The organism is Bradyrhizobium sp. CCBAU 53338 (genome assembly GCF_015291665.1).
Lineage (GTDB): Bacteria > Pseudomonadota > Alphaproteobacteria > Rhizobiales > Xanthobacteraceae > Bradyrhizobium.
On sequence record NZ_CP030048.1, the window covers coordinates 4555715 to 4575254 of the forward strand.

The 19540-nt window shown below is 63.9% G+C and carries 18 protein-coding genes and 1 pseudogene; 9 read left to right on the forward strand and 10 right to left on the reverse strand.

What is annotated here, in order from left to right; genetic code table 11:
• Nucleotides 1-125: 125 nt before the first annotated feature.
• Nucleotides 126-380: pseudogene (locus XH90_RS39860) on the forward strand (hypothetical protein); the annotation flags it as partial.
• A gap of 5 nt (nt 381-385) precedes the next feature.
• On the opposite strand, the gene XH90_RS39095 reads toward XH90_RS39860, so the two are convergent.
• Together XH90_RS39095 and guaA are read right to left on the reverse strand one after the other, a co-directional pair.
• The gene (locus tag XH90_RS39095; RefSeq protein ID WP_246755548.1) at nt 386-934 is read right to left on the reverse strand and encodes a hypothetical protein; all 549 of its coding nucleotides are present in this window, start codon (nt 932-934) and stop codon (nt 386-388) included.
• Between the two features lie 12 nt (nt 935-946).
• Nucleotides 947-2545: a glutamine-hydrolyzing GMP synthase gene (guaA, locus tag XH90_RS21580; RefSeq protein ID WP_194476353.1), complete on the reverse strand. Its 1599-nt coding sequence runs from the start codon at nt 2543-2545 to the stop codon at nt 947-949.
• Between the two features lie 149 nt (nt 2546-2694).
• Between guaA and XH90_RS21585 the strand changes: the two genes are divergently transcribed.
• The 3 genes from XH90_RS21585 (at nt 2695) to XH90_RS21595 (ending at nt 4112) form a co-directional block, all read left to right on the forward strand.
• Nucleotides 2695-3066 (forward strand): nuclear transport factor 2 family protein, encoded by a 372-nt coding sequence (locus tag XH90_RS21585; RefSeq protein ID WP_194476354.1) that lies wholly within the window; start codon nt 2695-2697, stop codon nt 3064-3066.
• Nucleotides 3067-3306: 240 nt separating this feature from the next.
• Nucleotides 3307-3639, forward strand: coding sequence for a DHCW motif cupin fold protein (locus XH90_RS21590; RefSeq protein ID WP_194476355.1), 333 nt, complete (start codon nt 3307-3309; stop codon nt 3637-3639).
• Nucleotides 3640-3902: 263 nt separating this feature from the next.
• Entirely contained in the window at nt 3903-4112 is a 210-nt protein-coding gene (locus tag XH90_RS21595; protein ID WP_194482758.1) for a cold-shock protein, read from the forward strand.
• 155 nt (nt 4113-4267) lie between these two features.
• Here the strand turns inward: XH90_RS21595 and XH90_RS21600 are convergent, their stop codons facing one another.
• Together XH90_RS21600 and XH90_RS21605 are read right to left on the reverse strand one after the other, a co-directional pair.
• Nucleotides 4268-5569 (reverse strand): RsmB/NOP family class I SAM-dependent RNA methyltransferase, encoded by a 1302-nt coding sequence (locus XH90_RS21600; protein ID WP_194476356.1) that lies wholly within the window; start codon nt 5567-5569, stop codon nt 4268-4270.
• A gap of 34 nt (nt 5570-5603) precedes the next feature.
• Nucleotides 5604-6026 (reverse strand): MAPEG family protein, encoded by a 423-nt coding sequence (locus tag XH90_RS21605; RefSeq protein WP_194476357.1) that lies wholly within the window; start codon nt 6024-6026, stop codon nt 5604-5606.
• 164 nt (nt 6027-6190) lie between these two features.
• Here XH90_RS21605 and XH90_RS21610 point away from each other — a divergent pair, with 164 nt between their 5' ends.
• Entirely contained in the window at nt 6191-6808 is a 618-nt protein-coding gene (locus tag XH90_RS21610) for an acriflavin resistance protein (RefSeq protein ID WP_194476358.1), read from the forward strand.
• A 68-nt stretch (nt 6809-6876) separates the two neighbouring features.
• Nucleotides 6877-7719: a metallophosphoesterase gene (locus tag XH90_RS21615; protein ID WP_194476359.1), complete on the forward strand. Its 843-nt coding sequence runs from the start codon at nt 6877-6879 to the stop codon at nt 7717-7719.
• Between the two features lie 16 nt (nt 7720-7735).
• On the opposite strand, the gene XH90_RS21620 is transcribed toward XH90_RS21615, so the two are convergent.
• The 3 genes from XH90_RS21620 to guaB all read right to left on the reverse strand — a co-directional run bounded on the left by XH90_RS21620 (nt 7736) and on the right by guaB (nt 10979).
• Nucleotides 7736-8035 carry a hypothetical protein gene (locus XH90_RS21620; protein ID WP_194476360.1) on the reverse strand — a complete coding sequence of 100 codons (300 nt, stop codon included), beginning with the start codon at nt 8033-8035 and terminating at the stop codon, nt 7736-7738.
• A gap of 194 nt (nt 8036-8229) precedes the next feature.
• Nucleotides 8230-9252 (reverse strand): NADP-dependent oxidoreductase, encoded by a 1023-nt coding sequence (locus tag XH90_RS21625; RefSeq protein WP_194476361.1) that lies wholly within the window; start codon nt 9250-9252, stop codon nt 8230-8232.
• 233 nt (nt 9253-9485) lie between these two features.
• Nucleotides 9486-10979, reverse strand: a complete 1494-nt coding sequence (guaB, locus tag XH90_RS21630; protein WP_194476362.1) for an IMP dehydrogenase — start codon at nt 10977-10979, stop codon at nt 9486-9488.
• Between the two features lie 371 nt (nt 10980-11350).
• Here guaB and XH90_RS21635 point away from each other — a divergent pair, with 371 nt between their 5' ends.
• A complete protein-coding gene (locus XH90_RS21635; RefSeq protein WP_194476363.1) occupies nt 11351-12841 on the forward strand; it encodes an MFS transporter in 1491 nt (496 codons plus the stop codon).
• Between the two features lie 522 nt (nt 12842-13363).
• Here the strand turns inward: XH90_RS21635 and XH90_RS21640 are convergent.
• Nucleotides 13364-14179, reverse strand: a complete 816-nt coding sequence (locus XH90_RS21640) for a class I SAM-dependent methyltransferase (protein ID WP_194476364.1) — start codon at nt 14177-14179, stop codon at nt 13364-13366.
• 196 nt (nt 14180-14375) lie between these two features.
• On the opposite strand from XH90_RS21640, the gene XH90_RS21645 reads away from it, so the two are divergent.
• Nucleotides 14376-15074: a helix-turn-helix domain-containing protein gene (locus tag XH90_RS21645; RefSeq protein ID WP_194476365.1), complete on the forward strand. Its 699-nt coding sequence runs from the start codon at nt 14376-14378 to the stop codon at nt 15072-15074.
• A 48-nt stretch (nt 15075-15122) separates the two neighbouring features.
• Here XH90_RS21645 and XH90_RS21650 read toward each other — a convergent pair whose 3' ends face one another.
• Both XH90_RS21650 and XH90_RS21655 read right to left on the reverse strand, forming a co-directional pair.
• The gene (locus XH90_RS21650) at nt 15123-15803 is read right to left on the reverse strand and encodes an RlmE family RNA methyltransferase (RefSeq protein ID WP_194476366.1); all 681 of its coding nucleotides are present in this window, start codon (nt 15801-15803) and stop codon (nt 15123-15125) included.
• 1 nt (nt 15804) lies between these two features.
• Nucleotides 15805-16875, reverse strand: a complete 1071-nt coding sequence (locus XH90_RS21655) for a Ppx/GppA phosphatase family protein (RefSeq protein ID WP_194476367.1) — start codon at nt 16873-16875, stop codon at nt 15805-15807.
• Between the two features lie 210 nt (nt 16876-17085).
• Between XH90_RS21655 and XH90_RS21660 the strand changes: the two genes are divergently transcribed.
• The gene (locus XH90_RS21660) at nt 17086-19455 is read left to right on the forward strand and encodes a xanthine dehydrogenase family protein molybdopterin-binding subunit (protein ID WP_194476368.1); all 2370 of its coding nucleotides are present in this window, start codon (nt 17086-17088) and stop codon (nt 19453-19455) included.
• Nucleotides 19456-19540 lie beyond the last annotated feature (85 nt).

Genomic DNA, 19540 nt, shown 5'->3' on the forward strand with positions numbered 1-19540 from the left:
CCAACGTAGCTCGATCGTTGCTGATGAACACGATCCAGCCAGACTTCGTGAGCAATCCTTTGCCACCCCTCCTAGGTTGTTGTAGATTACGGGTATACTTTAACGTGTTTTCGAAAGGGGAAAGTATGACGATTGAGGAACTGGTAAAATTCATAGAAAACAGTACGCAGCACCAGTCGCTCTACCATTTCACTGATGAAGCAAACTTACCTTCAATCTCGCAACACGGAATCCTGTCGAAGCAACAGTTGCGCGCACAAGGACTCTGGCCGCCCGCAGCCACCGGCGGGAATGAATTAAGCTGGCAACTCGACCAACACCGTGGCATCGATCCTTACGTGAGCCTATGTATGACTCGAAACCATGGCATGAAATTTCGGGCTCATCAGGACGGAAGGCTTCCTAATCCAAGGTATTTGGCTATTAAACCTGAGATAATGTACTTGGCGCGAATGAGTTCGGTCGCATCAGCGATTCCATGCATGCGACCATCAGGCATGAAACCACAATGCGCCTCAAAGTATGCGTTGAGCGTATTAATCGCTGCTCGCGGGTTGTCCGGCAGGAGATCGAGAACCCAAGTTACCCCTTCCCAAGGAGGCGGAATTTGCTTCTGAGCTAAAGCTCCGAGCAACATAGCCTTTGCGTACAAGATAAGTCGTCTCTGAAATTCGGTGAGCCGCCTAAGTTCACCTTTACTAGCCAGGTGAGCTAGCCAAGAAAACGTGGACTGATCGGCGCCTAGAGAGCCGGACGGAATCAAGAACCGCCTGATTAGATCGATGACTTCTTCATCGGGTCTTTCGGCAATCTCTCCAACATACTCATCTCTCAACTCATCGGTTGGAAATGAAAAATCGATAACGTTGGGCTTCTTGACCTTGAGATCTCCTAGCCAATCTTCAAGAGATTGCTCGGCATCATCTATCGGCACCGGAGCCTCCCCTTACTCCCACTCAATCGTCCCGGGCGGCTTGCTGGTCACGTCGTACACCACCCGGTTCACGCCCTTCACCTCGTTGATGATGCGCGTGGCGGTCTCGCCCAGGAACTTCATATCGAACTGGTAGAAGTCGGCGGTCATGCCGTCGGTGGAGGTGACGGCGCGGAGGCCCACGACGTAGTCGTAGGTGCGGCCGTCGCCCATGACGCCGACGGTCTTGACGGGGAGCAGCACGGCGAAGGCCTGCCAGATGTCGTCGTAGAGGCCGTGCTTGCGGATCTGGTCGATGTAGACGGCATCGGCCTTGCGCAGGATGTCGAGCTTGTCCTTGGTGATGTCGCCGGGGCAGCGGATGGCGAGGCCGGGGCCGGGGAACGGGTGGCGGCCGACGAAGATCTCGGGAAGCCCGAGCTCGTAGCCGAGCTTGCGGACCTCGTCCTTGAACAGCTCGCGCAGGGGCTCGACGAGCTTCATGTTCATGCGCTCGGGCAGACCGCCGACATTGTGGTGCGACTTGATCGTCACCGAGGGGCCGCCGGTGAAGGAGACGCTTTCGATCACGTCAGGATAGAGCGTGCCCTGCGCGAGGAAGTCGGCGCCGCCGATCTTCCTGGCCTCCTGCTCGAACACCTCGATGAAGAGGCGGCCGATGGTCTTGCGCTTCACTTCCGGATCGGTGACGCCTTCGAGTTCGCCGAGGAATTGCTTCGAAGCGTCCACGTGCACGAGCGGGATGTTGTAGTGGTGGCGGAACAGGTCGACGACGGTCTTGGCTTCGTCGAGACGCAGCATGCCGTGATCGACGAACACGCAGGTGAGCTGGTCGCCGATGGCTTCGTGGATCAGCACGGCCGCGACGGCGGAATCGACGCCGCCGGAGAGGCCGCAGATCACCTTGCCCTTGCCGACCTGCGCGCGGATCTTGGCGATCTCTTCCTCGCGGAAGGCGCGCATGGTCCAGTCGCCGGTGAGGCCGGCGATCTTGCGGACGAAATTGCGGATCAGCTTGGCGCCGTCGGGCGTGTGCACCACTTCGGGGTGGAACATCAGGCCGTAGTACTTGCGCGTCTCGTCCTGGATGATCGCGAAGGGGGCGTTCGGCGAGGTGCCGGCGACGGAGAAACCCGGCGGCATCTTGGTGATGCGATCGCCATGGCTCATCCAGACCTGGTTCTTGCTGCCTGACGACCAGACGTCCTCGAACAGCTTGCTGTCGGCTTTCACCTCGACATCGGCGCGGCCGAATTCGCGGTGATGACCGCCCTCGACCTCGCCCCCTAACTGGGCCGCCATGGTCATCTGGCCGTAGCAGATGCCCATCACGGGCACGCCGGAGGCGAAGATCAGCTGCGGGGCGCGGGGCGAGCCGGCCTCATGCACCGACTCGGGACCGCCGGAGAGAATCACCGCTTTCGGCTTCATCTCCTTGAAGGCCTCTTCGGCCTTGTTGAACGGGACGATCTCGCAATAGACGCCGTCCTCGCGCACGCGACGCGCAATCAGCTGCGTCACCTGGCTGCCGAAGTCGACGATGAGAATCTTGTCGTGCGCCGAGGCCACTGAAGGCGTCGACGCGAAGCGGTCGTTCTGTGCTGCTGTCATGGCAAGCAGATACGCGATGAGCCCCCTGCCCGCAACCGCGCAGGTTTGCGCGCCCACATGCTTCTTTGGGCATGGACATCTGGATATAGGTAAGTATTATTGACATAATATGCCCCGCCAACAATCGGGGGCCGATCAGGGAGAACGCCATGTCGAAATTCCATCAGCCATCAACGCTTGCCGCGCTCGGACGGACCTGGGTCGAGGCCTGGAACGCACGCGATCTCGAGCGCGTGCTGACGCTTTACGACAATGCCACGGTGATGACGTCCGACCGCATCCCGGCGATAGGGTTCGATGCCAGCGGGACCGTGCGCGGCAAGGACGAGTTGCGCGCCTATTGGGGCAAGGCGCTCGGGCTTTTGCCGGAGTTGCACTTCACGTTGATCGATGTGTTCGTCAGTCCTGACAGCCTGGTGGTTTTTTACGAGAACGAGCGCGGGAAGAAGATTTGCGAGTATCTGCGCGTGAATGATGCGGGGTTGATCGTGCAGGGCTCGGCGAACCATTTGCCGCATTGAGAGCGTCGTCCACCGCTGTCATTCCCCGCCTTGTGCGCAATTGCGCACTGGAGCGGGGAATCCAGTACGCCGCGGCTCCTCGATGAATCACCGCTGCCTCGGAGTACTGGATCGCCCGATCAAGTCGGGCGATGACAGCGAGAGTGTGTGATACGCGTGCCCCGAGGGCGCAATGACGGAGACTGGTAAGACAGCGTGCGCTAACAACTCTCCGCCGGCACCGACACAGGACCTCTCCCCATGAAACTCCCCACCTCGCCCTTCACCGTCACCGACTGGAGCAAGGTCGAAGCCACCACGCATCCAGGCGAGACCGGGCACGCGCTGTGGCGGACGCTCAACATCGGCGATCTCCGGGTGCGGATGGTGGAGTATTCGCCGGGCTATCTCGCCGATCATTGGTGCGATCGCGGCCACGTGCTCTACGTGCTCGCGGGCGAGCTCGACAGCGAGCTGCGCGACGGGCGCAGGTTCAAGCTGACGCCGGGCATGAGCTATCAGGTATCGGATTTCGGCGACGCTGCGCATCGCTCCTCGACGACGGGGGGTGCGACGCTCTTCATCGTGGATTGACGGAACCATCCTTCGGACGAGGTTTGCAGCGCAAAATAGAAAACTGCTGCCAGCTCGCTGTCAGCGCGTGCCGCCTTGAAGTTGCCCCAAAAAATCGCTAGATTGTGAACATCGATCCTTGGCCGAACGACTGGGCCGCTGCGCCTCATTTTCAATGGGCGAGCACGTTTCAGGTATTTCTCCAAAATCGACCAATCGGGACGTGGGCGCCGACAAGGCGCATTTGTCCCCCTGAGTGCATCGTCAATTGAAAGGACATGACTATGGCAATGGGCACCGTGAAGTGGTTCAACAACCAAAAGGGCTTCGGCTTCATCCAGCCGGATGACGGCGACAAGGACGTGTTCGTCCACATCAGCGCCGTCGAGCGCGCGGGTCTGTCGACCCTCAACGAGGGCCAGAAGGTGTCGTTCGACATCGTCGCGGACCGCCGCAGCGGCAAGTCCGCGGCCGACAACCTCCGCGCCGGCTAGCCAGCCACGCCATTCACGATCTGACCGCGGACGTACCGGCGGATCGTCGAGTTCAGAAACCCCGCGACCGGGATCCGGTTCGCGGGGTTTTTGTTTGAGCCATGCTTCATTCCGCGGTTCGCGCCGCGAAAGCCCGAAACGACGGCGGAACGAGATCAGCCGCCCTTCTTCAGAACCGAGACGAAGAACCCGTCCGTCCCCGTTCGGCGCGGGGTCATCAGCCAGCCCTCAGGCGATTGCAGCGCGGCCTTGGCAAAGTCCTCGGCCTTGTCCCAGAGCACGCTTGCGGTCTGCTCCGGCGGCAGCGTCGAAAACTCCGGATGTTTTGCGACGAACGCCCTTACCTGCTCGTTGTTCTCTTCGGACAGCACCGAGCAGGTGATGTAGGCGATGCGGCCGCCGGTCTTGACCAGCGGAACCGCGCGCTCCAGCACCTCAGCCTGGTCCTTCAGGCGAACCTCCAGCGCGCCTGGCCGCATGCGCCATTTGGCGTCGGGGTTGCGGCGCCAGGTGCCGGTTCCCGTGCAGGGCGCGTCGATCACGACGAGGTCGGCGGTGGCGCTGATGTCGGCGAGCGGATCCGCTTCGCCCTTGGGCGTGCGGACGTCGGCATTGTGGACGCCGGCGCGCGACAGGCGCTCGTGGATCGGGGCAAGCTGGCGCTTGTCGCGGTCGGTCGCGATCAGCCGCCCCTTGCCCTGCATCAGCGCGGCGAGCGCCAGCGTCTTGCCGCCGGCGCCGGCACAGAGATCGATCACCTGCTCGCCGGGTTTGGCCGCGGTGAACAGAGCCGCAAGCTGCGATCCCTCATCCTGCACTTCAATGCCGCCCTTGATGAAATCCTCCTCGGCCTGGATGCCCGGGTTGCGCGCATCCGCCGAAAGCTCGATACGCAGGCCGTTTGGCGACCAGGGCGTCGGTTTCGCATGAAGATGAGCAAGCGCCTTCAGCACCTTGTCGCGATTGGATTTTAGCGTGTTGACGCGCAGATCGAGCGGCGCCCGGCTCGCCATTGCCGCGGCCTCCGCCGCGCGGTCCTCGCCGAACACTTTGGCCAGATGGGAATCGAGCCATTCCGGATAGTCGCCGGCAATCACGGCGGGCGCGTCCTTCAGCGAGCGACGGCTGAGCGCTGCCTCCTCTGCTGCAGTCAGCGGCTCCGGCGCAAACCGGCTGCCGTCGAACATCGCGGCCATGGTCGCGATGTCCATGTTCCGCTCGAGGCGGAGCATGCCGATCAGCCGCGCCCGCGCGCTGTCACCGTCCATGAGGTAGGCGCTCGAGGCATAGCGGCGCAGCACGTCCCAGACGAGGCCGGCAATGGCGGCGCGGTCGCCGGAGCCGGCGAAGCGGTGCGCGGTGCCCCACTCCTTCAGCGCCTTGGCCGCGGGCACGCGGTCGCGTTCGATGATGTCGATCAGTTCGATGGCTGCGGACAGCCGGGCAGCGGGAGTCATTTGAATCTTTCAGATCAAATCGGACCAGCAAGGATCAGATCAGCAACAGGATTTTCAATGCGAAGTAGATCCACATCACCAGCAGCACGAGCACGCCGGCGAGCCAGACCGACGAGCGGTAGCCGAGATCGTTCGAGGTGACGAACACGCCGGCATGGGCAAAGCGGCTCACCACGAACACCCAGGACATCAGCACGATGAGGAGATCGGCATGGCGGAGCGGCAGCGCCAGTGCGATCAGGGCGTAGAACAGTACCGGCAGCTCGAACTGGTTGCGGTAGCAATTGGCGATTTGCGTGGGACCCTTCGGCCAGTTCGGCTCGCCCAGCGCAATGTCGCGAATCCTGGTCTCGCCCGAGACCAGCGCCTTCCGCCGCCCGAACACCATGCCGATCAGCAGCGCGAAGGTGAGGCCGATCTGCACGAAGACCGGCAGCAGGACCATTTGAACGGACATCGGATCTTTCCCGTAAGGCGGATTGCCGCAGACCGTCATTAGCCGCGACTTCTGGCGCTGACAATCAACGAGTTGAACCGGCGTTCCCGCATCTGCGACCAACTGCCGATCGTCAAAGCGATTTCGGCCCCTGGAGCCCGGCGGGATAGCGCCAGGAGAACACCATGAACACCCTGTCCAGCCTTTGGACCGAATCCGCCGACGGCCAGCTCGGCATCTGGATGTCGGCGCTGTCAGGGATCGCGGCGGCCCTCGCCGTCGCTCTGGCGCTGACGGTGTATTTCCGCCTGGGCTACCGAACCTCGCGCGACGTGTTCCGGCACGGTCTGGCCGTGCTGGCTGCCGTCGCCCTGCTCGCCTTCGCCGGCTACGACATGCGCCACGCCGCGCTCGCCTATCTCGGCCTCAACCCCTCCAGGCCCGCGGTCGAGTTCGAGATCCGGATGCCGCGCGAAACGCTCAACGCCGTGTCGGCCGACACCCAGATCGAGCTGCACACCGACCGCAACCAGACCCTCGCCCTGGTCGACGGCGTGACCGACCTTGCCGACGGACGCGCGCTGCTGCGCGGCGCGGTGGCGCTGAACCACCGCACCGCCGACCGGGTGCTGGTGCTGAGCCTGCCCGGCAAGGGCACGTTCGAGTTCCGTCTGCGCCTGCCCGCCGAGCCGCATCGCACCGAGCAGTTCGGCCCCTGGCACCTCGCCGACCGCATCGCCTCGCCGATCGCAAGCGGCGTCGCGCAGCAGGACGCCTACACGATCCGCTATCGCGTGCTTTAAACTTTGTTTCATCGCACGTTTTGCGCACGCGTCATCGTTCCGACGTTTGCGCGCGCGATAGTTTGCGCATGTCCGAATTTCGCCTCACCCAGATTTCCGACACGCATCTCGGCCGGCGCTTTCCGGGCCTGATCGCGAACTTCCATCGCGTCAGCGAGCATATCGACGCCGACAGGCCCGATCTCGTCGTCAACACGGGCGATGTGTCCTTCGACGGGCCAACGAGCCGCGACGATATCGCGTTTGCGAAAAGCCTGCACGCAGCCCTCCCCGTCGCCTGCCGCTACATTCCCGGAAATCACGACATCGGCGACAACCCGACCGCGCTCGGGCCGGCGCCCAAGCCGCCGATCGCGGAAGCGCACCGCCGGCAGTTTTGCGACATCATCGGCGAGGACCATTGGTCGTTCGAGGCCGCCGGCTGGCGCTTCATCGGCATCAACTCGCTGGTGATGAATTCAGGGCTCGCGTTCGAGGCCGAGCAGTTCGACTGGCTCGCCTCCGAGATCTCACGCGCGAACGGCAGGCCGGTCGCGCTGTTCATCCACAAGCCGCTGTTTCTCAACCTGCCCGACGATGCTGAAACACCGGAGACCTCGATCCGCTACGTGCCGCAGCCGGCGCGTGCGCGGTTGATCGAGATGTTTGGCGGGGTGGATCTCCGCCTCATCGCCAGCGGCCACGTGCACCAGCGCCGCGACTTCACGTTCCGCCACGTCAGGCACGTCTGGGCGCCGTCGGCAGGCTTCAGGATCAACGATGCCCGCCAGGACCGGATCGCGATCAAGGAGACCGGCCTCGTCGAATACCGCTTCGCCCCAGACAATTTCGAAGTCCGCCACGTCCGCGCGGCGGGCCAGGTCGATATCGACATCGAAGAGCTGTTCGCCCAGATGGGCGGCGAGCACTAAGCGGCCGCGTCGCCTCTCAGGCGACGCTCTTGAGATCCTGCTGGATTGCAGCCAGCAGCGACTGCAGCGCTTCGCTGGTCACCGGCTGAGCGACCGGAGCATTGGCCGGCACAATGTTGGCGGGCTGGGTCGCGTGCACCGGACGCTTGGGAAAGCGTGGCGGCGGCGCCGGCATCGGAGGCTGCACGAACGCCTCTTCATCCTCGCTATGCACGAACTTGCCATGGATGACGTCATCATGGCGGCCCATGACAAACATCGCCGCCCAATAGCCGGCAGCCAGAAGGATTATGCAGAAAATACCGATCTCAAACATCGCAGCACCTGAAATATGCGCGATGATTCAATGCCTTCGCCCAGACGTCAATGAACCGCCGGTCACACCTTGCGCCTTTTACGGGCAGGTGTGGCCGATCGGTAACTCTTTGTTAACCAATGACGCCCGGGATGTGGCGCCGGGGCAACTTCGCGGCGCCCCAGGCCACCAGCAGACGCTCCAGGCCTTGAAAGTTAAGCCTTATCCGGCCCGACCCGGACGAGCTGCTTGCCGAAATTCGCCCCCTTCAGGAGCCCGATGAAGGCGCCGGGGGCGCTCTCCAGGCCATCGGTGACGAACTCCTTGTACTTCACCTTGCCGTCGCGGACCCATCCCGACATGTCGCGCAGGAAGTCGCCATGGCGGCTGGCGAAGTCGGAGACGATGAAGCCGCGGAAGGTCAGCCGCTTGGTCAGCGTCGCGCGCATCATGGATGCGGCCCATTTCGGCGGCTTGGCCTCGGTGTCGTTGTAATGGGCGATCAGGCCGCAGACCGGCACGCGCGCGAACGGATTGAGCAGCGGGAACACCGCCTCGAACACGGCGCCGCCGACATTCTCGAAATAAACGTCGATGCCTTTAGGGCAGGCGTCCTTCAGCTTCGCAGGCAAATCAGGATCGCGGTGATCGATGCAGGCATCGAAGCCGAGCTCCTTCACCACGTAGTCGCACTTGTCCTTGCCGCCGGCGATGCCGACCGCGCGTGCGCCCTTGATCTTCGCGATCTGGCCGACGGCAGAGCCGACCGCGCCGGAAGCGCCGGCGACGACGACGGTCTCGCCGGCTTGCGGCTTGCCGATATCGAGCAGGCCCGTATAGGCGGTCATGCCGGGCATGCCGAGCACGCCGATCGAGGTCGAGATCGGGCCGAGCCTGGGATCGACCTTGATCAGACCCTTGCCGTTCGAGATCGCATGCGTCTGCCAGCCTGTGCGTGCACGAACGATGTCGCCCACCGCGAAATCAGGATTGCTGGAGGCCGCAACCTCGCTCACCGCCTCGCCTTCCATCACGCCGCCGACCGGCACCGGCGCGGCGTAGGACGGACCGTCGCTCATGCGCCCGCGCATGTAGGGATCGAGCGACAGCCAGATCGTGCGCAGCAGAACTTCGCCGGCGCCGGGCGTCGGCGCCGCGAATTCCTCCAGGCGAAAATCAGACGATTTGGGTTCGCCGACGGGACGCGCGGCGAGAACGATGCGTTTTGCTTGGGACATGATGGCTTCCTCCTGACTGCTTGTTGCAGTCATTTAGGAGGTGCGCGGGAATGAAGCAAATCCACACGCTCGGTGTCATCGCCCGCGAAGGCGGGCGATCCAGTATCCCAGAGACAGCAGTGATTGAACCGAAGGACCGCGGCGTACTGGATGCCCCGCCTTCGCGGGGCATGACACCGTCATTTTGGCGGGCGCGTCGCAATCCGACGCGCAGCCGAAAACAGAGCGGAGAACTAGCCGCCGCCCGGATAGTTCGGGCTCTCGCGCGTGATGGTCACGTCGTGGACGTGGCTTTCGCGCAGGCCCGCGCCGGTGATGCGGACGAACTGTGCCTTGGCGTGCAGCTCGTTCATGTCCTTGGCGCCGACATAGCCCATCGCGGCGCGGAGGCCACCGGCGAGCTGGTGCATGACGTTGCCGACCGGGCCCTTGTACGGCACCTGGCCCTCGATGCCTTCAGGCACGAGCTTGAGCGAATCCTTGATGTCCTGCTGGAAGTAGCGGTCGGCAGATCCCCGCGCCATCGCGCCGACCGAGCCCATGCCGCGATAGGCCTTGTAGGAACGGCCCTGCCACAGGAAGACTTCGCCCGGTGTCTCGTCGGTGCCCGCGAGCAGCGAGCCGACCATCGCGATGTCGGCACCGGCGGCGAGCGCCTTGGCGAGGTCGCCGGAGAACTTGATGCCGCCGTCGGCGATGACGGGGATGTCGGACTTCTTCGCGGCCTCGACCGCATCCATGATCGCGGTGAGTTGCGGCACGCCGACACCGGCGACGATGCGCGTGGTGCAGATCGAACCCGGACCGATGCCGACCTTGATGCAATCAGCGCCCGCATCGATCAGCGCCTGCGCGCCTTCCGACGTCGCGACGTTGCCGGCGACGACCTGCACGGAGTTGGAGAGACGCTTGATGCGGTTGACCGCATGCAGCACGTGACGGGAATGGCCGTGCGCGGTGTCGACGACGACGAGATCGACGCCGGCGTCGATCAGCCGCTCGGTACGCTCGAAGCCGGTGTCACCGACGGTGGTGGCGGCGGCGACGCGGAGGCGGCCCTGCGCGTCCTTGCAGGCGAGCGGATGGGCGACCGCCTTCTCCATGTCCTTCACGGTGATGAGGCCGACGCAGCGATACTGGTCGTCGACGACGAGCAGCTTCTCGATGCGATGCTGGTGCAGCATCCGCCGAGCCTCGTCCTGGCTGACATTCTCCCGCACCGTGACGAGCTTTTCATGCGTCATCAGCTCGGAGACTTTTTGCCGGCGGTCGGTGGCAAACCGCACGTCGCGGTTGGTGAGGATGCCGACCAGCTTGCCTGGCGTGTTCTTGCCGGCGCCGGTGACGACGGGAATGCCGGAGATGCCGTGGTCGCTCATCAGCTTGAGCGCATCGTCGAGCGTGGCCTCGGGGCTGATGGTGAGCGGGTTCACCACCATGCCCGACTCGTAGCGCTTGACCTGCCGGACCTGGGCGGCCTGCCCTTCGGGATCGAAATTGCGGTGGATGACGCCGAGGCCGCCGGCCTGGGCCATGGCGATCGCCATGCGGGCCTCGGTGACGGTGTCCATGGCGGAGGCCATGATCGGGATGTTGAGCGGAATGGCGCGGGTGACGCGGGAGCGGATGTCGACCTCGCCCGGCATGACGTCGGACAGGCCCGGCTTCAACAGCACGTCGTCGAACGTAAAGGCTTCGCGGATGCCTTGAAGTTGCACCGTGGCCATATGCCAACTCCTTCCTGCGGCCCTGCCGCAAATGAGTATGGATGAGCGCCGCCCTCGGCGTACCTTGCGGCATCGCCGGAGAATCGGAGCCCATCGGTGGGGTTGACGCGGGTCGATAGCACGGCCGCGTGACGAATCAAAGCAAATCGGACCGCTGGCCAGCCATGCACAGGCTTTTTTACGTGAATTTCAGCGGGGAAAGCCCATTCCCACCGTCATTCCGGGGCGCGCCGACAGGCGCAAGCCCGGAATGACGAGGGAGTGTCGCGCAGCATTTAGGTGCTATGCGCCGATCCACAATGGTCCGCCGCCGGTGGCGGTGATAAGCCGCAATTCTCGCCCTTCCCACTGATTTCCATTACCAATCCGTCATGGTCGACAAGCAACGCATCATTCCGCTGATCGTGGCCACCGCGCTCTTCATGGAGAACATGGACTCCACGGTGATCGCCACTTCGCTGCCGGCGATCGCGGCCGACATCGGCACCAGCCCGCTGACGCTGAAGCTTGCGATCACCTCGTACCTGCTGTCGCTCGCGGTGTTCATCCCGGCGAGCGGCTGGACCGCCGACCGGTTCGGCGCACGCATGGTGTTCGCGATCGCGGTCGGCGTGTTCATGATCGGCTCGGTCGGCTGCGCGCTCTCGGGGTCGGTGACCGACTTCGTGTTCGCACGCATCCTTCAGGGCATGGGCGGCGCGATGATGACGCCGGTCGGGCGTCTCGTGCTGCTGCGCTCGGTCGACAAGAGCGCGCTCGTCAACGCGATGGCCTGGGTGACGGTGCCTGCCCTGATAGGTCCCGTGATCGGCCCCCCGCTCGGCGGCTTCATCACGACGTATGCGTCGTGGCACTGGATCTTCCTGATCAACATTCCGATCGGGCTGCTCGGCATCTTCATGGCGTTGAAGTTCATCGATCCCATCAAGAGCGAGACGCAGGAGAAGTTCGATCTCTACGGCATGGTGCTCGCCGGCATCGGCCTTGCGGGCATCGCGTTCGGCCTGTCGGTTGCCGGCCTCAATCTGTTGCCCTGGAGCACGGTGGCAGGCCTGGTTGCCGGCGGCGCGATCTCGATGACGCTCTACGTCATTCACGCCCGCCGGACCGGATCGCCGGTGCTGGACTTCTCGCTGCTGCGGCTGCCGACGTTGCGGGCGGCCATCGTCGGCGGCTTCATGTTCCGGCTCGGCATCGGTGCCCTGCCCTTCCTGCTGCCGCTGTTGATGCAGATCGGCTTCGGGCTGTCGCCGTTTCATTCGGGCCTCGTCACCTTCTCCTCCTCGCTCGGCGCGATGGGCATGAAGACGCTGGCGGCGCGTCTCATCCGCGCCTTCGGCTTCCGCAATCTGATGACGGTGAACGCGATCGTCAGCGCGTTCTTCCTCGGCGTCTGTGCGCTGTTCACGGTGACGACCCCGCTCCTGATCATCATGGTCATCCTGGTGGTCGGCGGCTTCTTCCGTTCGCTGGAGTTCACCGCTATCAACACGGTGGCCTATGCCGACGTCGAGAGCCCGCAGATGAGCCGCGCGACCACGCTCGTCAGCGTCAACCAGCAGCTCGCCGTCTCAGCCGGCGTCGCGGTCGGTGCCGCCTCCGTGGAGACGACGATGTGGCTGAACCACGTCAACGAGCTCAACGCCACCGTGTTCATGCCGGCCTTTATCGTGGTGGCGCTGACCTCGGCGGCGTCGAGCTGGTTCTTCTGGCAGATGCCCGCCGACGCCGGCCACGAGATCTCGGGCCGCAAGGCGATCGAGGTCGCAAGCCGCAAGGGCGCGGCCAAGAGCGCCGCAACCGCCGCCGTCAAGACGGCGACGGAAGACACGCAGGACATGCGGGATCAGCGATTGGGGTAGCCCACGATGCCAATCCCTCAAATTCAGGAGCGCGGAAGCCGTTGCGCAATCCACGCCAGGCTCTGAAAAGGGGTTACTCGCCTTTGACCGAGCGACCTCCACGGTGCTCGAACCGAATGGTCATGTCTTGCTTGCCGCAATCTGCTGGATAGGTTGCTTGCCGCATCTGCCTCGCGAGGCTGCCAAACTGCTTGGCGCTTTCCGACATGCGGCGCATCTGAAGTTGAAGATGTGCCAGACCATCCTCAAGCAGAGCGAATTGTTCGAGAAAGCGTTCCCCGATACGTTCTTGTTCAGTGAGACACCTTTGGTTCGTGTCGCGAACGTCAGCACAACATCTCATAGAGTCACTCCTGCGTAGACCATGGATCTGCATGGTCCGAAACGTGACGGTTGCGTAGAGGCCGCTGCCCGTCTGCAGCGAGGCCTCTACCGGTTCGATCCAACGATCACTCAACCCGCCGGGACCTTCGTCAGGCCCACGGACCGGAAGATGTGGTGGCCCCGCCGTTCACCCAGCACTCACGCAATCGTAACGACCACCTCGAGATAAGTGCTGGGAACGACGAGGTCGCCGCGATCGCCCCAATTCGATTTCTCCAGCAGATCGAGAATGTCGGCCTCCAGCGCCGCTGCCTTGTCCGCGTCCAGCGCGGCGAACGCGCGGTTGGTGGGACCGTAGTATGAACGAAACACGTCAAGCCAATGGGCCGGCGACCGGTACCGGAAAGTGAACGTCTGCTCCGAGGCATCGATCTGGTGACGCGGAAACAGCTCGCCGAGCCGCGCGACGGTGCCCCATAGGGTCGGCGACCTAACCCCGGATGGCGGCGGCGCATATTTTCCGACGAGCTTGAGGAGCTGACCGATGAATCCGTCCGGCGTCCAGTTAGCGAGCCCTATCTTTCCACCGCGTCGCACCACACGCACGAGCTCGGCCGCCGCCTTGTCCTGATCCGGGGTGAACATGACGCCGAATGTAGACAACGCAGTATCGAAGCTGACGTCGGGAAACGGCAGCGCCTCGGCATCGGCCTCCTGGAAATCGACGGCGACGCGTTCCGCGGCGGCGCGCTCCCGACCCCGCTCGAGAAGCGCGCCGACATAGTCGGTGGACGTGACTTGCGCGAAGCGGCGCGCGGCGGCGAGCGTCGCGTTTCCATTGCCGGCGGCGACGTCGAGCACACGGCTTCCGGCCCGAAGATCGAGAGTCTCGCACAGCCGCTCGCCCACGATCTGAAGCGTGGTCCCAATCATTGCATAGTCGCCTGCCGACCAGACTGCGCGCTGTCGTTGCTTGATGGAGGTATAGTCGAGGGGGAGCGTCGTCACTGACATCAGTCATCTCCTGTTGCCCGGCAACCCGCCGGAAGCGGCATCGCTTCTCGCGATTGGACGACAGCGAGCCATGACTGCACGAAGGCATCCAGTTCCGTATCTGAACCCCAGCGGTACAGATTCTGTACTGGCCAATCCATCGACTTCCTCCTAGCCTCACGAGCTCGGAAATGACTGGCCGAAAGGAAGCGATCGAATGTCGGATGGCGGCTACAATCAGTTCTGCCCAGTTTCGATGGCAGCCGAGGTCATTTGCTCTCGCTGGACGCTGCTTGTCGTGCGCGAGCTGGTGATGGGATCGACCCGGTTCAACGAGCTGCGGCGAGGCGTGCCCAGCATGTCGCCTGCCCTTCTGTCCAAGCGGCTCAAAGAGCTCGAAGCCGCGGGCATCGTCACCCGCGTCGCCGCCGAGCGCGAGTCCGGCGTCCACGAATATCATCTCACCGAAGCGGGGACCGAGCTGCGTCCAATCATCGAAGCCATCGGCGCCTGGGGCCACAGATGGGTGACGACAGAAGCAACCTTGAAGAACCTCGATGCCAACCTCTTGATGTGGGACGTCAGGCGAACTCTCAATACCGATCCGATGCCGCCACGCCGCAACACCATCCAGTTCATTTTCAAGGACAGACCCAATTCGGAGCGCAACTATTGGCTGATCGTGGAGCCGAACAGGGACGTCGACCTCTGCCTCGTCGATCCAGGCTTCGATGTCGATCTCTACGTGTCAACGGATCTTCAATCGATGACCGAGATTTGGCTTGGATACGCAACTGCCGACCAGATGTCGGATGATGGTCGGCTTGTCCTGACCGGGAGCAGCAAGCTGGCCACAAACCTCCGCGCTTGGTTGAAGCTCAGCGTGTACGCCAATTTCGAGAAGAAAGTGGCCTAAGGCTGGGGCTTTCCGGACGAGTTGCAGCGCCGATGATCGCTGCGCGTCCTAACCGCGCCCCCGAAATCCCGTCGCCAGCACGTAACGCTCGGACGAATCCTGCCGGCTCGCCGCCGGCTTCACATGGCGTACCGTCGCAAAATCGCGCTTGAGCTGCGCGAGCAGATCGGCATCGGCGCCGCTCTGGAACGTCTTGGCGAGGAACGTGCCGCCGGGCTTGAGCACATCGCAGGCAAACGCAGCCGCGGTCTCGACCAGGCCGACGATGCGGAGTTGGTCGGTCTTTCGGTGGCCGGTGGTATTGGCGGCCATGTCGGACATCACGATATCGGCGCCGCCGCCCAGCATGGCTGTAAGCTTTTCCGGCGCGTCGTTGTCCATGAAGTCGAGCTGCGCAAAGTCGACGCCGGGAATCCCGGGCATCTCCAGCAGGTCGATCGCGACGACCTTGCCCTTGCCATCGACCGAGCCGACGCGCTTGGCGGCGATCTGGCTCCAGCCGCCGGGGGCTGCGCCGAGATCGACCACGGCCATGCCGGGCTTGAGCAGGCGGAACTTGTCGTCGATCTCGAGCAGCTTGAACGCTGCGCGCGAGCGATAGCCCGCGGCCTTGGCCTTGGCCACATAGGGATCGTTGAGCTGCCGCTCCAGCCAGAGCTTGGACGACAATTTGCGCTTGCCGCCGGTCTTGACCTGGACGTGCAAGCGGCCGGTGGTGTCTTTCGCCATCTCACCAGCTCCTGAGTGCGCCGTCCTCGCGCATCATCTCGACCAGCATGCCCTCGCGCAGGCCGCGATCGGCGACGCGCAGGCGCGGCAGCGGGAACGCGCGCCTGATCGCATCGAGGATGGCGCAGCCGGCCAGAACGAGATCGGCGCGCTCGACGCTGATGCAGCTGTTGTTGGCGCGGTCCTCATAGCTCATGCCGAGCAGCTTGTTGATGGTCGCGGTGATGTCGGTATCGTTCATCCAGATGCTGTCGATGCGGCGGCGGTCGTAGCGCAGGAGATTGAGATGGATACCGGCGAGCGTCGTCACGGTGCCTGACGTGCCGAGCAGATGCATGTCGGTGAGATCGCGGCCGTGTTGCTCAGCGAAGGGCGCGACGTGGCTTGCGACCGCGCGCTCCATCGCAGTGTAGATTTCGGGCGTCACGTCGCGGCCGCCGAACTGTTCGGCGAGGGTGACCACACCGTAGGGGATCGACATCCATGCCTTGATGCGCGGCTCCGGATTTTGCGGGTCGCGCTCGATCCGCACCAGCTCGGTCGAGCCGCCGCCGATGTCGAACAGGATCGCGCCGCGGCCCTTCGGATCGACCAGCGGCGAGCAGCCGAGCATGGCGAGCGAGGCTTCGGTCTCGCGGTCGATCACCTCGAGCTCGATGCCGGTCTCGGCCGCGACGCGGCTGCGGAAGCCTTCCGCGTTCGAGGCGGCGCGGCAGGCTTCGGTCGCGATCAGCCGCAAACGCTTGGCCTTGCGCAGGTTGATCTTGTCCCGGCAAATGCTGAGCGCGGCGATGGCGCGATCGATAGCAGCCTCGCTGATGCACCCCGTCGCCGAGACGCCCTCGCCGAGCCGGATGATCCGCGAGAAGGAATCGACCACGCGAAAGCCATCGTGGGTCGGACAGGCGATCAGGAGCCTGCAATTGTTGGTGCCGAGGTCCAGCGCCGCATAGACGCCGGTTCCCGCTTGCGCGGGGACGGCCGGTTCAGTGGCCAATGCCACCGCCGCCATCGACCCCTCCAGCTCACCGTGCGGCCCATGGCCGTCGCGGAGCCGCGTGTGGTCATTCATACAAACTGTCTTTCCACGACCCTAAGGGTCGATCCGGAATTGCTTTTTCGCCTGAAACATTAGCAGCGCGGCTGACATGCGCAACAACGCATCACAATGGGACCATGTCCATTCGTGCGTTGTCGTGAACGCGGTGGCGGGTTATCTGAGAGATCCCGGTCTCGAAGGCGCCCATAAAACGCGCAATTGCCGGCTTTTCAGGTCATTTCCATGCAAGAACACACCAAATCCTCGACGCTCGAAAACGCTATTGCACTGCAAAAATACGGCGTCGGGCAGCCGGTCCGCCGCAAGGAAGACGACACGCTGGTGCGCGGCAAGGGCCGCTACACCGACGATTTCAACCTGCCCGGCCAGGCCTATGCCGTGATCGTCCGCTCGACCCACGCTCACGGAATCATCCGCGGCATCGGCACCGACGCCGCCAAGGCAATGCCGGGCGTGCTGGGCGTGTGGACCGGCAAGGACATCGATGCCGCCGGCTATGGCCCCTTCACCTGCGGCCTGCCGCTGAAGAACCGTGACGGCTCACCCCTGCTCCAGACCAACCGCCACCCGCTGGCAACCGACAAGGTCCGCTTCGTCGGCGACCCCGTCGCCTTCGTCGTGGCGGAGACGCTGGCGCAGGCCCGCGATGCGGCCGAAGCCGTCGAGCTCGACATCGAGCCGCTGCCGGCGGTGACCGATCCCGAGGAAGCCGCCAAGCCCGGCGCGCCGCAGCTCTACGACCACATCCCGAACAATGTCGCGCTCGACTATCACTATGGCGACATGGAGAAGGTGAACGCCGCCTTCGCCAGCGCCGCCCACGTCACCAGGATCGACATCGAGAACACCCGCGTCGCCGTGGTCTCGATGGAGCCGCGGGTCGGTCTTGCCTCCTACGACAAGGCCACCGAGCGCTACACCATCCAGATGCCGACGCAGGGCGTCGCGGGCAACCGCGCCAACCTCGCCAAGAACCTGAAAGTGCCGAACGAGAAAGTGCGGATCCTCACCGCCAATGTCGGCGGCTCCTTCGGCATGAAGAACGTCAACTACCCCGAATACATGTGCATCCTGTATGCGGCGAAGGCGCTGGGACGCCCGGTGAAATGGCTCGACGAGCGCTCCACCAGCTTTCTTTCCGACAGCCACGGTCGCGCGCAGAAAATCCATGCCGAGCTCGCGCTCGATGCCGAGGGGCATTTCCTCGCGGCGAAACTCTCCGGCTACGGCAATCTCGGCGCCTACATCACCGGCGTTGCGCCGGGGCCGCTGTCGCTCAACACCGGCAAGAACTTTTCCAGCGTCTACCGCACGCCGCTGATGGGCGTCGACATCAAGACGGTGCTGACCAACACCACGCTGATGGGCGCCTATCGCGGCGCCGGCCGGCCCGAGGCCAACTACTACATGGAGCGGTTGATCGACCGTGCCGCCGACGAGATGGGCATCAACCGGCTGACGATGCGCAAGCGCAACTTCATCAAGCCGAACCAGATGCCGTTTCCGGCGTCATCAGGCGTCACCTATGACAGCGGTGACTTCCAGTCCGTGTTCAACAAGGCGCTGGAAATCTCCGACCACGAGAACTTTGCCAAGCGCAAGAAGGAGAGCAAGAAGGCCGGCAAGCTGCGCGGCATCGCGGTCGGCTCCTATCTCGAGGTCACCGCGCCGCCGAGCCCCGAACTCGGCAAGATCGTGTTCGACCCCGACGGCAGCGTGCAGCTGATCACCGGCACGCTGGATTACGGCCAGGGCCACGCGACGCCGTTCGCGCAGGTGCTGTGCGCACAGCTTGGCGTTCCCTTCGAGAGCGTGAAGCTGGTGCAGGGCGACAGCGACATCGTGCACACCGGCAACGGCACCGGCGGCTCGCGCTCGATCACCGCGACCGGGCAAGCCATCGTGGAATCCTCGAAGCTCGTCATCGAGAAGGGCAAGCGCGCCGCCGCGCACATGCTGGAGGCATCCGAAGCCGACATCGAGTTTGCCGACGGCAGCTTCACCATCGCCGGCACCGACCGCAGCATCGACATCATGGAGCTCGCCAAGAAGCTGCATGACGGCAAGGTGCCGGACGGCGTGCCTGACTCGCTCGACGTCGATCACACCAGCGAGCCGATTCCGTCGGCCTTCCCGAACGGCTGCCACGTCGCCGAGGTCGAGGTCGATCCCGAGACCGGCGTGGTGCAGATCGTGCGTTACAGCGCGGTCAACGACTTCGGCACCGTCATCAACCCGATGCTGGTCGCTGGCCAGCTTCACGGCGGCGTCGTCCAGGGCATCGGCCAGGCGCTGATGGAGCATGTCCGCTACGACGAGAGCGGCCAACCGATCACGGGCTCCCTGATGGACTATGCGCTGCCCCGCGCCGAGGACGTCCCGTTCATGGAGGTCGGTGACCATCCGGTGCCGGCCAAGAGCAATCCCCTGGGCACCAAGGGCTGCGGCGAAGCCGGCTGCGCCGGCAGCCTGTCCACGGTGGTGAACGCGGTGGTGGATGCACTCTCGGACTACGGCATCAAGCACATCGACATGCCGCTGACCCCGGAGCGCGTCTGGCGCGCGATCCAGGATGCGAAGGGCGCGGCGTAAGCGACTGCTGTCTCCAACGCCACACTGTCATCGCCCGCGAAGGCGGGCGATCCAGTACTCCGAGACAGTCATGATCGACCGAGAA

Coding starts and splice junctions, on each gene's coding strand:
- XH90_RS21615 (WP_194476359.1), top strand. CDS start 6,877: ATGTCCGAATTTCGCCTCACCCAGATTTCCGACACGCATCTCGGCCGG.
- XH90_RS21650 (WP_194476366.1), bottom strand. CDS start 15,803: ATGGCGAAAGACACCACCGGCCGCTTGCACGTCCAGGTCAAGACCGGC.
- XH90_RS21625 (WP_194476361.1), bottom strand. CDS start 9,252: ATGTCCCAAGCAAAACGCATCGTTCTCGCCGCGCGTCCCGTCGGCGAA.
- XH90_RS21600 (WP_194476356.1), bottom strand. CDS start 5,569: ATGACTCCCGCTGCCCGGCTGTCCGCAGCCATCGAACTGATCGACATC.
- guaB (WP_194476362.1), bottom strand. CDS start 10,979: ATGGCCACGGTGCAACTTCAAGGCATCCGCGAAGCCTTTACGTTCGAC.
- guaA (WP_194476353.1), bottom strand. CDS start 2,545: ATGACAGCAGCACAGAACGACCGCTTCGCGTCGACGCCTTCAGTGGCC.
- XH90_RS21595 (WP_194482758.1), top strand. CDS start 3,903: ATGGCAATGGGCACCGTGAAGTGGTTCAACAACCAAAAGGGCTTCGGC.
- XH90_RS21610 (WP_194476358.1), top strand. CDS start 6,191: ATGAACACCCTGTCCAGCCTTTGGACCGAATCCGCCGACGGCCAGCTC.
- XH90_RS21605 (WP_194476357.1), bottom strand. CDS start 6,026: ATGTCCGTTCAAATGGTCCTGCTGCCGGTCTTCGTGCAGATCGGCCTC.
- XH90_RS21640 (WP_194476364.1), bottom strand. CDS start 14,179: ATGTCAGTGACGACGCTCCCCCTCGACTATACCTCCATCAAGCAACGA.
- XH90_RS21590 (WP_194476355.1), top strand. CDS start 3,307: ATGAAACTCCCCACCTCGCCCTTCACCGTCACCGACTGGAGCAAGGTC.
- XH90_RS21635 (WP_194476363.1), top strand. CDS start 11,351: ATGGTCGACAAGCAACGCATCATTCCGCTGATCGTGGCCACCGCGCTC.
- XH90_RS21620 (WP_194476360.1), bottom strand. CDS start 8,035: ATGTTTGAGATCGGTATTTTCTGCATAATCCTTCTGGCTGCCGGCTAT.
- XH90_RS21660 (WP_194476368.1), top strand. CDS start 17,086: ATGCAAGAACACACCAAATCCTCGACGCTCGAAAACGCTATTGCACTG.
- XH90_RS21585 (WP_194476354.1), top strand. CDS start 2,695: ATGTCGAAATTCCATCAGCCATCAACGCTTGCCGCGCTCGGACGGACC.
- XH90_RS21645 (WP_194476365.1), top strand. CDS start 14,376: ATGTCGGATGGCGGCTACAATCAGTTCTGCCCAGTTTCGATGGCAGCC.
- XH90_RS21655 (WP_194476367.1), bottom strand. CDS start 16,875: ATGAATGACCACACGCGGCTCCGCGACGGCCATGGGCCGCACGGTGAG.